Annotated in this window: 8 protein-coding genes and 1 pseudogene; 2 read left to right on the forward strand and 7 right to left on the reverse strand. The window is 40.4% G+C overall.

Annotated features, from left to right (window positions below; all coding sequences use genetic code 11):
• A partial coding sequence (locus IY568_RS23895) for an integrase core domain-containing protein (protein WP_194868481.1) occupies positions 1-332 on the forward strand: 332 nt, incomplete at its 5' end.
• A gap of 8 nt (positions 333-340) precedes the next feature.
• On the opposite strand, the pseudogene IY568_RS23900 reads toward IY568_RS23895, so the two are convergent.
• A pseudogene (locus tag IY568_RS23900) lies at positions 341-688 on the reverse strand (amidohydrolase); the annotation flags it as partial.
• 533 nt (positions 689-1,221) lie between these two features.
• On the opposite strand from IY568_RS23900, the gene IY568_RS25470 reads away from it, so the two are divergent.
• Positions 1,222-1,473, forward strand: a complete 252-nt coding sequence (locus IY568_RS25470) for an IS3 family transposase (protein ID WP_194868912.1) — start codon at positions 1,222-1,224, stop codon at positions 1,471-1,473.
• 755 nt (positions 1,474-2,228) lie between these two features.
• Here IY568_RS25470 and IY568_RS23910 read toward each other — a convergent pair.
• The 6 genes from IY568_RS23910 to IY568_RS23935 form a co-directional block, all read right to left on the reverse strand.
• Positions 2,229-4,655 (reverse strand): ABC transporter permease, encoded by a 2,427-nt coding sequence (locus tag IY568_RS23910; protein ID WP_194868908.1) that lies wholly within the window; start codon positions 4,653-4,655, stop codon positions 2,229-2,231.
• A gap of 2 nt (positions 4,656-4,657) precedes the next feature.
• A complete protein-coding gene (locus IY568_RS23915; protein ID WP_194868909.1) occupies positions 4,658-5,401 on the reverse strand; it encodes an ABC transporter ATP-binding protein in 744 nt (247 codons plus the stop codon).
• A gap of 10 nt (positions 5,402-5,411) precedes the next feature.
• A complete protein-coding gene (locus tag IY568_RS23920; RefSeq protein ID WP_194868910.1) occupies positions 5,412-6,668 on the reverse strand; it encodes an efflux RND transporter periplasmic adaptor subunit in 1,257 nt (418 codons plus the stop codon).
• A gap of 80 nt (positions 6,669-6,748) precedes the next feature.
• Positions 6,749-7,585 (reverse strand): cupin-like domain-containing protein, encoded by an 837-nt coding sequence (locus tag IY568_RS23925; protein ID WP_125560649.1) that lies wholly within the window; start codon positions 7,583-7,585, stop codon positions 6,749-6,751.
• 208 nt (positions 7,586-7,793) lie between these two features.
• Positions 7,794-15,137 carry an amino acid adenylation domain-containing protein gene (locus IY568_RS23930; protein ID WP_194868911.1) on the reverse strand — a complete coding sequence of 2,448 codons (7,344 nt, stop codon included), beginning with the start codon at positions 15,135-15,137 and terminating at the stop codon, positions 7,794-7,796.
• A 75-nt stretch (positions 15,138-15,212) separates the two neighbouring features.
• On the reverse strand, positions 15,213-15,714 hold a 502-nt coding region (locus IY568_RS23935; protein WP_228553554.1), incomplete at its 5' end, for a phosphopantetheine-binding protein.

Here is a 15,714-nt window from a genome sequence, read left to right on the forward strand (position 1 = left end):
GAGGTCGGCCATCGGGCGTGTTGTTCCATTCTGATCAGGGCTGTCAGTATGTCGCCACAAAGTTCAGGCAAAAATTATGGCGCTATCGTATGACTCAAAGCATGAGTCGCAGGGGGAATTGTTGGGACAACGCCCCAATGGAAAGGCTATTTAGGAGTTTAAAAACAGAGTGGGTTCCGTCAACAGGCTATGATTCCTTCAAAGAAGCTGAAAGAGATATAAGTTACTATTTAATGAGCTACTACAACTGGCAAAGGCCGCATAGTAACAACGAAATGCTTGCGCCAGCAGTTGCGGAAGAAAAACTTTATTTACTGTCCGGGATTAGTTGACCACTACAATGCCCGCAGGCATGCATAATGCCAACATCCACCCCACGGTAATTGGTCGTCTTAGTCGATTTAAACGCCAGGTCGTTCTTCTCAGTCACCGGCAGTGCATCCATATCGGCACGCAACATGACTGTGGGCCCTGGCTTCGCGCCTTTCAATATGCCTACCACACCGGTATAAGCAATCCCGGTTTCCACTTCCATACCCAGTGATTTAAGATGCTTAGCCACCTTAGCTGCGGTTCGCACCTCCCGGTTACCCAGCTCCGGGTTCTGGTGAATATCCCGACGCCACTCAATCACTTTAGGTTCAACCTGTTTTAGCAAACTGGCATGATCCGATGCCAGGGCAGGCATGCTCAATGCGCCCAGAATCGACGCCAGACTCAAACTCAGAATAGATTTGTTCATTTCCCTTCCTTTTATATTTGTTATTAGTCGCCATCCAAAATAACAGACAAAATCATTAGGAGAAGAGATTTGCGACAGAGCCTGGGTGAGTGCGATGAGCTAGTCTGAACAAGCGAGATGATAGTAATCGCACTTGGCTCAATCGAGGCTTATTCCGCACCGTACAGCCACAACTTGTGGCCGTGACAGATACCACCAAGGCAATTCTGACCACACCTTGAATTTGAGTTTGAATTTTAATTGCCAAAAACTTTGACAATAAGTTCATTGTTACCAATTCAGGTGCCTATGACACAGCGTTGCCATGGAGCTGAAGGGTCTAAGAGCCAAGATTTAAACGAATATCTTCAGATTCAATCTGGCGGGTATCCCACGCTTATACTTTGCCGGGTTATGGGAGTCAGATCCGGTGCTTACTACGATTGGTGTAAGCGGCTAGCACAAGTAATAGATGCAGAAATGCTTCGCCTTTTCGCCGTATAAAGGCGCTATTCAAAGAGAGCAAGCAAAGCCTGGGATCCCGTCAAATGATGAAACAGCTTCTTAAGGAAGGCTCCAAAATTGGGCGTTTTAAAGTACCCCGTTTGACGAAAAAGTTAGGGCTTGTCGTAAGGCAAAGGCAAGCCTGCAAAGTGACGACTCATAGCAAACATAACATTCAAATTGTAGATAATGTTTCGGCAGGCAGCTTAATTCAACAGCACCGAATGGTGCATGCTCGAATAACTTGACTTATTTGCGCACGGCTCAGGGTTGAATATACTTGGCTCTTGTTATGGGTTTACATTTTCGTCGCATTATTGGTTGGGCTTTAAGCAAGCGAATGACCGTTTAGTTGGTAGAACAAACTTTACATATGCCAATCAATCTGAGGAAACCACCAAAAGGAGATATATTTCATAGGAATAGAGGTTCACAGTACACAAGTATATGTTATCAGACGTTACTAACGAAGCTCGGGTTTATTGCTTCAATGAGCGGCAAAGAAGCGTGCCTTAATAATGCAGTTGTCGAGCGTTTTTTTGGAAGTTTAAAAATGAATGATTGCTAAATGTTGGGCATTCAAAATGTTATTCTATGCGCTCGGGTGTAGAGAAATACATCAGATATTACAACAAGATCAGACTGCACTGTCTCGCTGGATGATATGAATCCAATCGAGTATATAAATAGAAAGTATCCGGCTGGATTTGACCAGTACAGAACCACAAATATAAAAAATCCGGCCTATTTTAGCCGGATTTTTTAGCTTAATAAGAGGTGAATTCAGAAGCGGCCCTAGACCTAGCACACGCCCCCGATAAGCAATCTGTTATTAATAGCACAATACAAATTGACGCAGTTTATGAACTCGGGGCAGACTACCATCCTCGCTGCCGCCTGAGGTGATAACACAACGTCCGAATTGACAGCCCACTGCAATTCAACATTACGAATCCCTCATAAAGTAGCCCCCAACAAGGGATATACCTACCGAGTTAGGGCTCTATTCATACCTCAAAGATACTACTGGCTGACTTTTAAGCATTTTCTTAATAGGTATCAAAGTTGCGACAACCACAATAACCGATATTAGGAGCATTACAAAAATGATCATACTAACCAAAACAACTTGCCCGGTCCCTAGCAAAGCACCAAGCATAGACGCGATCGTTCCCCCCAAAATAGCGCCAGGGATCAGGCCGAACGACATTTGAGAAATACTTGATTTGAGGAAACCCATAATAATTTTCTCATCCGGTATTCCTAACGCCCTCCTAACTCCAATCTCTTGGGTTTTTCGTATTATTGAATTAGACATTACACCATATATTCCACTCAAGGCCAGTAAGAGAGCAATCAGAGCCAGCAATAGAAATATTTTACTAACAAAACCCACACTCGCGGTATTCTGATCTATCCGTTCTCGATATGATTTCATTGAGAAAGCAGCTACATTTGGATCAATTTTATTGAGTACCTTTCTCAAGCTTTGGACCAGTGTTTGAGGGTGAGAATTCAACTCCATTGCGACAAACAAGCCTTCTCTGGATTGTTGGCTAAATGGTCTAAAAACAGTTGGAGAATTTGCCACTTCAGAGAATGGCTCACCTTGAATGGTATTTTTTACGACTCCAGAAATTGTAATCCAGTTAACCCCATCACCATCATTCTGAACAACCCTTAGCCTTTTACCAATAGCACTTTCACCATTGAAGTACCTCTTAGAGAATGATTCCGTAACTATTGCCGTACTTTTATTATAACCAATGTCACTACTATCAAAATAGCGCCCCTCCACAAGCTTTACGCCAATTTTATCTAATGAGCCAACAGTAACAGAAGTATAATTAATCCGAGGATAACTGTCTGATGTATCATAAATTTGGCCTTCTATAGCCATAGTGGGTCTCCAGGAATAGATCCCCGGAATTTCAGACATCACGGCAACTTTACCCATGCCGTTTTGGTTTTCTAACCGCTCTTGTAATTGGTGGACAAAAGCCGTTTTTTTCTCACCACTGTTATAAGATTCATCTGGTAATCGAATCCTCGCTGTATAAAACTCATCCACATCTGCACCATAATCTGCATTAGTAGCAAACCATGTACCAATGACCATTACACCCGCGGCAATTAATAATGTACTAGAGAGAAAAATCTGGCTAATAGTGATTATTTTCGCAAGTCGACTAGATTTACGACTTAATGCGCCTCGGGTACCATCTCTCAAAACACTATTAAAATCTCCACCAGTGGATTTAAGAGCGGGCAATAAACCAGTAACGACAACTGTGAATAGTACGAACATGAAGAAAACAACTAAGGTGTACGCATCAATCCCCATCTTCCACCAGAAAAGTGGCTTATCATCACTAAATGTTGCTGTAACGGCCTCAGTTTGACGCAAGCCAATTGCGACAGCCAGTAAACCGAGCCCTCCCCCAACAGAACAAATGATAATACTGTCCCACATCATTTGCATAACTAGCCGAGCTTTAGGTGCCCCCAGAGCTACACGAATCGCAGTTTCCTTTGTTCTTTCAAGCGCACGGACAAACAGCAAATTACTCACATTTATTGCTGCTAATATAAGTAAGCCTGTTCCAGCGATATAAAGTGCGATTAGAAAGCTGTTAGCATCTTGGCCAAGTGCAGCCAGTGGCAAAGAGGTAAAATAAGCGCCCACACCCGCGTTAGTATAAGGATACAGCTCCGCATTTCGCTTCATAATAAGAGACAGCGCAGCCTGAGATTTTTCTTTATCTGAATTGGGCAAAATCCGCGCTAGCATATAACCTGTGCTGCTGCCCCTTGGACTTGAAAAATCAGGCTTTAGTGGTAACCAAATTTCAGCTGTGCTTGGAAAGTAGTACCCTTTAGGCATTACACCAACAATTCGGGTTGATTGGTTATTAACTGTAAACATCTGATCAATGACATTTTCATTGCCACCAAAATATGACATCCACATATCATAGCCAATCACAGCAACAGGTTCCGATCCTAATTTATCGTCCGACTCCAAAAACCCCCTACCTAAAAGGGGCTCTACCCTTGTAAAGTTAAACATATTAGATTCGGTTTTAATGACATTGAACTGCCTAGCGCCATCTCTTCCAGTAACATTTCCAATAGTTTGCTGATAGATAACAAACTCTTTGAAACCCTGAAGATTTTCTCTAATATCACGGCTATCTTGAATATCAAGGTCACCACCTTGATTCCATACTCCGTTTAGCGCACGGTCAAAAACAACAATCTCATGTCCATTTTCAAATGCAAGTGGCTTAGAAGCCATGGTATGTAAAAATGAAAATATATAAACACTGATCGCTAACCCAGAAGCCATTACCATAATTGTTAATAGAGTAAATTTCGGCTTTTTAAACAACATCCTAATAGCGTATTTAAACTCTTTCCAAGACGGCATAATCAACTCTCCTCTATCAATTGAGCCCGCTTGCCAAGTGATTTTTCTGGTGTTTTGACAACCTCATCACTGACTAATTTACCGTCTAAGATATTAATTACTCTCTTTGTCATAGCTGCTGACTTTGGATCGTGCGTTACCATACAGATAGTGGCACCGGCTTTATTCAGCTCGAGTAGCAAATCCATAATCGCAGATGCATTTTTAGAATCCAGGTTACCTGTTGGTTCGTCCGCTAATATAATAGTAGGAGAGCCTGCGATTGCCCTCGCTATCGCTACCCTTTGTTGCTGACCGCCAGACAATTGGGAAGGGAAATGCTTCGCGCGATGCTCCATACCCACTTTTTTAAGAGCTTCACTCACTAACGCTGCACGTTCAGTTTTGTTTATATCGTGGCGATAATCGAGAGGTAATTCAACATTGTCTTCTACACTCAAATCACTAATCAAATTAAACGACTGAAAAATAAATCCTATTTCTTTATTCCGGATCGCAGAACGTTCAGAATTTGAGAGTGATTTTGTATCATAGCCTGCTATTTTATATTCACCACCACTGAAAGTGTCCAGCAACCCCATTAAAGAGAGCAAGGTAGATTTCCCTCCCCCTGAAGGGCCTGTTATAGACACGAAGTCACCCTTATTTATTGAGAGAGAAATATCACTCAAAGCATGTGTTTCAACTTCATCAGTCAAAAAGATTTTTTGTATTTTTTTTAATTCTATAATTGACGCTTCTGTCATATTCCTTTCCTCAATTAATCAGTACCTTCTCATACATTTCCCATTGTGATGGGTCTGAAACTACTATTCTATCACCTATATTTAAGCCACTTATGATTTGTACTTCACCTACTGAACCTACACCAAATTTCACACGGGTACGCTCGACAAACCGACCATCCGATGACTCTTTATATACATAGGCATCACTTTGGCTTTGAGTATAAATTGGTTTTTTTACATATAGTGCTTGGTCTATATTTGATACAGTAATAATTCCATCAACTGTTAAATCTGGTATTGCGTCTGGTGATAAAGGTAAGTCTAGCTCCACGTCAATTTGCACTTTTCCATTTATTACTGAAGGTGCGACCCTAGCAACTTCCCCTGTCATTTTGTAATTTCTTGTGTCAATAGTAACCAGCTGACCAATTGTGACGGATCGGACCTGAAGCTCTGGAATTTGAAGCTCAGCTATTAGTTCTTCTTTTTGAGCAAGTTTCGCTATATTGTCACCAATACGGACTCTTTGACCACTTTCAATTGCCACATTTTGAACAACACTGTCCATCGTCGCTATGACGGACAAATTATCAACTTGATCTTGGGCACGCTCAGCTATCTTTTTCATTTTTTTCAACCGAGCCTTGAGAGCTTGAAGTTGTGCTTGGTTATTTTCCAGCATCTTCTCATATCGTTTTTGCTGAATTTTCCACCGCTTCTCCGATTGTAATGTTTCTAAACGATTTTTTAAAAAATCAACCTCAGCTACAACTCCTAAATTCTTCTCTCGCAATTGAATCTGACTATTATATTGAACCTTGCTTTTTTCAAAATCGAGTTTTGCATTGAGAACCACTGCCTCTAAGTCTAATAAAGCCGACTCCCCTGCAATTTCACTCGCTATTGCGTCAGCTTCAATGGCCTCTAGTTCCCACTGTGTCTCTTTCAACTTCTGCACAAGTTCTGGATTATCTAGTTTGGCAATCAAGTCACCTTTTTTAACTATATTGCCAGGCTTAACATATAAAGTTTCTACGCGCCCATCTACATTTGAAGCTAGCCAATTAATTTCTTTCGGTTTTAACACACCGCTTCCTCTGACGGAAACAGTAAACCTTCCATTTTTTACTTCACTAAAAACAACCCTGTCAGCATCTGCAACATAAATATCATCAGAAATGAGGTTACTAATAAAGTAGAAAACCAAAAACGCAATAAAAAACACTGGCATATACCAATATTTTTTAATCACCCCCCGCTCTTTCTTTTGTCTAACTATATCCATAAAAACTCTTCTAAATAAAGACTTAACACAAAACACCCCCCATTGCGGGAGGTGTCTTTAAAGATATAAATATCTATCAATTAAAATATTTCATAATGATTAGAGTTCATTAATGAACGATTTGTGAAACGATAGTAAAGTTGAGACAAAGAAATCATTGTATTATTAATAATTCGTGGAGTTTTACTATCACTTCTTGCATACGGACTATGGCACCCTCCTCTAAACTTAGGCACAAAGAACGTATTCAAAGATACTGAATCAGCTGTTATTCCTGTCGCACAATGATAGGCTGCATTTGGTATCATAACCGCATCACCGGGGTTAAGTATGATGTCATAATAGTTTTCAGGTTTAATCCATGGATTCCCTTTTTTATTCTCTTCAGCAGGAATATCATGGTTCAGTGGCAAATTAACATAGTGCTTAGACGATATCTCATCATTTACTTGGGTTTTAAATATTATAATTCTTTTTTGACCATGTAACTGAACTAAGAAATTATCAAAGAAATCGATATGCAAGGTACCAGGAGACATACCAAGCCACATATAGCTAAGCTGATGTCTATGCAACTTTGCCACATCGCCCTTAACGAGATTTTTATTTAAAATCCTTTTTGCGTTGAGATTTGCATATAGAGTCGACTTTTCAGCGAGATCTAAATATCTTTCATTTCCCACAACACCATCAGTTCGAGAAATAAACTCAGACATATCTATACGCCGGCTATTAAATACCCCGTTCTTTAACTTGATATCAGTATTAACAGGTACCTTACTATGGTGCTTGGCTAAATAATCCATGGACCAGTCAAACACCGATTCATCGAATAACTCTCTCCCAGGCACCGAACGAATTTCTCCCTGTCTGAACAACTCTGGCAGGTCGCTTAAAGATCCTACTTCTTGTAACATTTTTGCACTCCATCTGTAACCTATTGAAGCAATTTATTTACCATACCTTTATCACGCTTCAAAATCATCAAAAAAACAGCACTCGCCTAAAGATAATTAACGACTATCTAAAGGCAAGATCCACACTATTGCATTAATTTCAATTATATAATCAATACTTATCTAAGTTCTCGTATGCACATTAAGAACATACTTGGTAGCTTATTTTTTAAATTGGCATTGAATTAATTAATTTATCAGAAATCAATTTTAAACTTGCCCCTTTTAAAATCGTATAATGATCCGCAGGTACCACATCGATAGTCATGCCTCCCGTGGAGAACTTAGCCCAATGCTTCAACGGACTAGACTCATCCTCATTGACTTCTTCTGATGCCATTATCAAACTTAACTTACCTTGATAAGGTTTTGGATGATATTGACTCAAAGCTTGAGTATTTGCCCTATAGTTAAGCCAGCGTTTTCTAAACTCATTTAAATCAAGGTCCATTGATAAAGTGTTGGACGATTGTAATTTCTTAAGCGCCCCTTCTATTTCATTATCATCAACAGTATCGTTCTCACTTTCCCAAGCAAAATCATCAGTCCCTTCGTTTAATATCGATACCTCACGGACAAAGCTGCCAAATAAACTAGCCTCGTTTAAATCATTATCTTTTATCTCATGATCATATGGGTAGCTATCAATTAAGTTCAGACTTTGTACACTCACCCCCATTTTTTCTAACTGCTGAGCAACCTCAAATGCAATCACTCCACCCATAGACCAACCCATCAGGTTTACTGGCTGATGTTGGTTTAATGACTTTATGGCGAATGCATAATGTGCCGCTAGCAGTTCAATTGTTCGACTTTCACCACCATTTAAATTGCTTGGCAATTGCAGTCCATAAATGGGCCTATCCTGTCCCAATCGACGTGCGAGCTCAACATATGCGGTTACTTCACCAGAAACTGGGTGAATACAAAATAGAGGCGATAGACCGCCCTTCGACTGGAATGTTACGAGCGACTTTCCTGCATTAAGCTCATCAACTTTAGGTAATAACCTGTCATCATCTCCCTTATCTTTCCTGCGTTTAGTAAACATCCCCAGGATCTTTTCAAGGACCCCTTTTTCCTCTTTAACTTCGGCCAATTCCACGTCACCAAAATACTGCTCACCTTCAACAACTTTATCTTCAGATGTTTTAATTGAAGTTGCTAAGTTTTTCAGTGTTGCATCTTCAAATAAACTGACCAAATTTACGTTAACGCCAAATTTCATTCGAATTTCAGATTTTAAGGTCATAGCTAAGATTGAATGACCACCACGCTTAAAGAAGTCATCACCCATAGAGGTTACTTTGTAGTTAAGAAGTCTTCCCCATATTTCAGCTAGCTCTTGCTCAAATCCATCGTTGATTGGAATAATTGAAGCCTCGTCATCAAAACGCTCAGCACTAGGTAGTGGTAACTTAGATTTATCCACCTTGCCATTGACATTTTTCGGTAACTCATCCATGAAAACGATCGCACTTGGTAACATATAAACAGGAATTACTTGTTTTAGCGCTTCTAATAGTTCGCTTTCTGTTAACTCCGCAGACTCACTTAAAACAACATAAGCAATAATATGCTGATTTTGAGATACTTCTTGTGTTTGAATAAAAGTTTGCTGAACCTCATTCCGGTTATTAATTGCTTTTGCTACTTCTCCCAGCTCGACACGGAAACCTCTAATGCTAATTTGATCATCCATACGGCCCAAAAACTCGAGCTCGCCATTCTTGCGATATCTGACGAGGTCTCCCGAGTGGTAGAGCTTTTCTTGATCATTGAAGGGGCTGGCTATAAATCGCTGCTCTGTTTCTTCTAGCGCATTTATGTAGCCCTGGGAAAGGTTCATGCCGCCAATATAAAGCTCACCAACAACACCTACCGGCACCGGAGACAGAGCACTATCTAATACATAGACTTGGACGCCATCGATTGGGGAACCAATGGATGGTGTTTCTTGAGATTCTTCAATTGAAGGGACTACCGTGAAAGTTGTAGCGACAGTATTTTCAGCTGGCCCGTATACATTATAAAGCTTAAATGATGCACTTGCTGAAGGCGCTTTTGTGAGTGCTGCGCCACCTGTAATTACCGCTCTTAGTTCAGGTGTCTCTGGCCATTCTTCATTAAGGCAAGCTTCGGTGAGAGGTGTCGCCATTTGAGCGATCGTAATCTCGCTCTGTGTCAATGCATCAATTAAATCGTTCGGAGATTTTGTAACTTCATCACTCAAAATATATACGCTTGCTCCAGATATTAGATAAACCCATATCTCGAGCATAGACGCATCAAATGAGGCACCTGCTATTTGAGAAGCTCGGTCCTTAGATGTAACTTTAAACTCTCTTTTTTGCCAATTCACAAGGTTCATCAGTGCCTTATGCTGCACCGAAACATTTTTAGGATTGCCAGTAGAGCCTGAAGTCGAAATAACATAGACCAAGCTATCCATGTCTATTTTACGGGCCGGTGCGATATTAGAATGAGTCGTTATTTCTTCTTCGGCGATATCTAAGTGAATAACCTGCGATATGTCATCAGGTAACAGATCATTAAATTCCGATTTAGTTACCACCGCACTAGAATTTGAGTTATCTATTATGTGTTTTATTCGGGCTTTTGGATTCTTAATATCTAAAGGTAAGAACGCAGCCCCTACCTTTAAAGTTGCAATAAAGCTCACGATCATATCCATAGAGCGGTTCAATGCGATCGCGACGATATCTCCGGAACCAATTTTTTTGCTACTGAAGTAATTAGCTAGTTGGTTTGAACGCTCATCAACTTGACGATAAGTCATCATCTTATGATCTTCAACCAAGGCTATTGAGTCGGGACTCTGCAGGGCTTGCTGTTCAAATAAACAACAAACATCCTCCGCAGATGGCTGAACTACTTCTCCTTTACCCCAAATATTTATGATCTGCTCATATTCATCTGGCGTCAGTAGTGACACTTTAGAGATAGGCTTGTCTATATCCTCCACTAAGTTATGCAGCAGATTTTCAAAGTGTGACACCATACGCTTGATTGTAATTCTGTCGAACAAATCTACGTTATATTCAAATGCAGCATTAAGGCCCCCATTATCTTCATGCATAACAAGAGTTAAATCGACTTTTGAGGTTTTGTTTTCAAGCGCAACTGTGCTTAAACGTAATCCAGGCAACTCTATGTCCCCGGTAGGAGCATTCTGTAAAACAAACATCACTTGAAAAATAGGTGAGCGATGCCAGCGGTGATCTGGACTAACTAACTGGACTAATTGAGCAAAAGGCAGATCCTGATGCTCATATGCACCTATCGCCATATCCCTAACACGCACCACTAACTCATTAAACGTCGGGTCGCCCTCTAAATCTGTGCGCATTGGTAGCATATTGACAAAAAAGCCTATGATATTTTCCAGCTCTTCTTGATTTCGGTTCGCAACAGGCGTTCCAACAACAATATCATTTTGCCCACTATATTTACTAAGCAGTATTTTGAAAGCACCCATTAACACCATAAACATAGTGGCATTATTTTTAACCGCAATTGATTTTAGTTTCGCAGTGCATGTTTCATTGATATGAAACTCAACTACGTCTCCATCCAAGCTCTGGTTCGGCCTTCTTGGTCTATCAGTCGGCAAGTTTATCTCTTTGGGCGCATCTTTGAGTTGTTGTAACCAGTATTGACGAAGCTGTATAAGAAAACCAAAGCGAAGCCTTTGCATTTGCCAAACTGAGAAATCACCATATTGAACGCTGATGCTTTTTAGCAGGCTGGGGCGCTGCTCAATGTAGGCGCGATAAAATTCAGATAATTCATCAAACAGAATTCCCATTGACCAACCGTCTGTAATGATATGGTGAATATTGAAAAGCAACACATGTTCTGTTTGAGAATACCGCACTAGATTTATTCTAAATAAGGGGCCTGTAATAAGATTAAAAGGCTGTTGTGACTCTTCATTTAAGAATGTTTTTAGGTGCGATTCTTTTTGTTCATCAGTAATCGTGTCCAAATTGGTCTGCACGATTATTGCTGGTTTTGCCGCAGAAATAACCTGAAAAACATTATGCTGTTGGTCAATACTGAATGTAGTACGAAGAATTTCATGACGCTGTATCAATTGATCAAACGCATACTGCAGCGCAGCTACGTCCAGGTTACCACTAAGGCGATAGGCACCGGGCACATTGTAGGTCGGTGTATTAGGATCGAGTTGCTCTAAAAATAACAGTCTTTGTTGTGAGAAAGACGGTGTTATTTTCTCTCTTTCTGAATCTTGTAGTACGACGATAGGTGATGAAGCTGCTTTATTTTCATCCCAACGCTTGTTATCAATCCCTTTAGCCAAAGCTGCTATCGTTGGCTCGTCAAATAGACTTTTCACAGGTAACTCAGTCTTTAGCACACCTTCAATTCGGGAAACCACTTTTGTAACCAGTAATGAGTGCCCGCCCAATGAAAAGAAGTTATCGTGAATTCCAACTTCCGTAATACCTAAAACGTCACCCCAGATTGAAGCGATAATTTCTTCTGTTGGTGTCGAAGCATGTATCAACTCTGCATCAGTCGAGACTTCTTTTGGAATAACCAATGCATTACGATCAATCTTTCCATTATTTGTCAGAGGAATACTATCTAAAAATACAAATTGAGCCGGGAGCATAAATGCTGGTAAACGAGTTTGTAAAAACGCTCTTACTTCTTGAGCTGTTTTTTTATTGCCAGCTAAAAATTCAATAAATGCGACTAATTTTGTTTCACCATTCGATGAGGTATCAGTTATCACCACCGCTTTTGATATGGCGTTATACTCATACAGAGCAGCTTCTACTTCAGCTAATTCTATGCGGTACCCTCTAAGGCTAACTTGATGATCAACCCTTCCAATGAAGTCTATATCTCCATTATCAAGTAACCTTACTTTGTCTCCTGTTTTATATAACCTAACTTTTTCGCCTTCCCCTGGTAGTGATATCGACTCAAACTGAGTTTTTGAAAGTTCCGGTTGATTTCTAAACTGAGCCGTTAAGCCAACACCGCCAACATACAGGTCACCTATAACACCGGGGGGAACAACCTGTAAATGTTTGTCTAACACCAAAGCTCTTACATTATTTATAGGCTTTCCGATTGGTGGTTTCATCGCTTTGCTCATATAATGGCTAAGCTCTTTGTAGCTCGTTACGACCGTATTTTCCGACGGGCCATATAAGTTATACAGTTTGAAAGGTGTTTTCGGTGTTGGCAGATGGTGCAGCGTATCACCGCCGGTTAATACTGACTTTAGAGGCGTATCAGATGGCCACGTTGCGTCCAATATCGAACTCACTAACGGCGTCGGTACAAATGCAATGGTGATTTCATTGTCTTGTAGCCACTTGACTAACAAAGAAGGCGACCTTTTGATATCAGCATCAGCAATATAAATACTTGCTCCTTGGGTAAAATAAGCCCAAGTTTCTAAAATTACTGCATCAAACGATACTCCAGCTAATTGAGTACTTCGGTCATTTTCTGTGATCTTGAACTGTTCTTGTTGCCAGTGCACTAAATTACTCAACGCCTTGTGAGATATCTCAACACCTTTTGGTTTTCCTGTAGAGCCCGAAGTATATACAACGTATGCAATAGCTTCAGGGTCTAAAGAAACTGGCGGTCGAGCCTTCAAATCCGTGCTAGCTGTTATTGCCACATCTATCACGTGAGCAAAGTCCGAACATAAAGACGTATACTGCTGTGTACTTAAAACAACCTTGGCATTTGCATCTTTAAGAATGTATGACAGTCGCTCTTTTGGACTATTAATATCCATCAATAGGAAAGCTGCACCAGATTTTGTTATAGCAAGCATGCTGGCGATTAGATCTGAAGAGCTCTCCATACAAACAGCAATGACATCTCCTGTTGTTACATTTTGCTGCAGCAACAGCTTCGAGATATTGTCAACCTTATCAGCTAGCGCCTGATAACTACTTGATCCAGAGCTATCGACTACCGCAACAGCATCCGGTCTTTCTTGAACTTGCTGTTCAAACCTTTGAAATTCATTTCCGGCAGGGATTTCTACCACCTTCCCCTGACTCCAATCAGAAATGATATCTTGAACTTCTTCATCGCTCATTAAAGATAACTGAGAGACAAGTGAATCTGGAGACGCTATCCCTTCAATTAATACTCTTTGATAATGATTTAATAAACGCTGAATTGTTGGAGCATCAAATAGCTCGGTACTATATTCAACCGCAATTTGGACCGAATCTGCTTTTTGTACTACGTCTATGCTAAGGTCGAACTTAGATGTCCTTACCTCGGTTGGAATGTAATGAATCCTTTCATCAACGCTGGCTGAATCTTCACTAAAAGAGAACATAGTGTTAATCAGTGGGGTTTTACCAGATCGCCGTTCAATACCAACTTCATCAACTAAACGGTCAAATGGCAACTCCTGGTTAGCAAAAGCAGCTAAATTTGATTCTCTTACTCTTGATAGTAATTCGGAAAAGCTGGGGTCACCAGACAGATCCGTTCTTAGTGGCAGAGTATTGATAAACAGGCCAATAAGTGGTTGTAACTCTTCCCTGGTCCGACTGGATACTGGGGTACCCACAACTATATCTGTGCTGCCGCTGTATCTAGACATTAAGGCATTAAATGCTGTGAAATACACCATAAATGCAGAAGCATTATATTCGCTAGCTATCTTTTTAACATTGTCCGCAACATCCAAAGGGATATTGATAGCAATACTTGCTCCTGCCTGAGTAAGTGCGCCATGACGATGATAATCTACTGGTAAGGTCAGTGAATTAGGAGCACTATCTAAGTAAGACTTCCAAAACTCAATCTGCCCCTCTAGTTGCTCGGATGAAACACTGTCTTTTATCCACTCTGAAAAGTCAGCGTATTGTATAGTTAGTTCTTTTAACGGTGCTTCAGAACCTTCTAAGGCATGCTCGTAAATCGAAATCAACTCATCGATTAGTACTTTGAATGACCATGCATCACCAATAATGTGATGAATAGCAATAAAGAGAACAAAGTCATCTTCACTGATATTGATAATAGAAATACGAAGCAGTGGTCCAGTACGTAAATCAAACGGTTTTTGTGCTTCTCTATCAACAATTGCCTCAATTTCTGAGTCAATACTTGACGCATCTGAATCCAACAGATCAAATAAATCAACTTTAACGTCAAGCTCTGACTGAATTATTTGTACAGGCTCTCCATCTACCTCATCGAAGTGAGTGCGTAAGATTTCATGGCGCATTACCACCTTATTAATGCTCTCCTCAAGAACATTAAAATCAAGTTTGCTCTTGATCCGGATTGCAAAAGGCATGTTATATGTTGCGTTACCTGGATCTAAACGATCTATAAGCCAAAGCCTTTTCTGTGCATCAGATTGAGCATAGTAAGGCTTGTTCTCTCGCACCTTGATAGTTGTTTTTTTAGGTAATGCGATACCTTTTTTTGCAAGTGTTAGTTCCAGTAATTTCTGTCTTTCTATTGTCATTATTTTTTCTCTCAATATAAAAGTGAATGACTATTTAGCTTCCATTTTTAAGTTGTTCTCGTTCAGAATAGGCATCTAAAAATCATCATCCTGCTCCTCAAGCAGCAACATAACTTCCTCTAAAGGTAAGTCCGCAACCAAGTCGTATACCCATGCAATGTCATTAACAATCTCGCTGCCACCTAGGCAATCTTCGATTAAATTAGTTAATCCCAATACATTGGGTTCGATAAAAAATTGACGTAAAGTGATATTACATTTAAAGACACTTTGTACTTTCGATAGAATTCGAACTGCAAGCACCGAGTGCCCACCTAGTGCGAAAAAGTTGTCATTTATACTTAGGTGATCTAAATGGAGCACTTGTCGCCAGATATTTGAAATTAGAATTTGTGCTGAAGTTTGCGCGGTGTTCTCGACTTCGTCTTCATTAGACTTTGTCAATCTCAATAGTGCATGACTATCCACTTTGCCATTGGGTGTCAGCGGCATCTCATCTATAAACGTCAGTGTCTGCGGCATCATGTAATGAGGCACTGCCGCTGCCAATGCTTTTCGAAGCGCTACGATGACCTCT

Origin of the sequence: Pseudoalteromonas sp. PPB1 (assembly GCF_015356275.1) — a bacterium.
GTDB classification, from domain to species: domain Bacteria; phylum Pseudomonadota; class Gammaproteobacteria; order Enterobacterales; family Alteromonadaceae; genus Pseudoalteromonas; species Pseudoalteromonas rubra_D.

What these genes read in the sequence shown, in the direction of transcription:
- IY568_RS23910 (WP_194868908.1), bottom strand. Translation starts at nt 4,655, where the DNA reads ATGCCGTCTTGGAAAGAGTTTAAATACGCTATTAGGATGTTGTTTAAA.
- IY568_RS23915 (WP_194868909.1), bottom strand. Translation starts at nt 5,401, where the DNA reads ATGACAGAAGCGTCAATTATAGAATTAAAAAAAATACAAAAAATCTTT.
- IY568_RS23920 (WP_194868910.1), bottom strand. Translation starts at nt 6,668, where the DNA reads ATGGATATAGTTAGACAAAAGAAAGAGCGGGGGGTGATTAAAAAATAT.
- IY568_RS23925 (WP_125560649.1), bottom strand. Translation starts at nt 7,585, where the DNA reads ATGTTACAAGAAGTAGGATCTTTAAGCGACCTGCCAGAGTTGTTCAGA.
- IY568_RS23930 (WP_194868911.1), bottom strand. Translation starts at nt 15,137, where the DNA reads ATGACAATAGAAAGACAGAAATTACTGGAACTAACACTTGCAAAAAAA.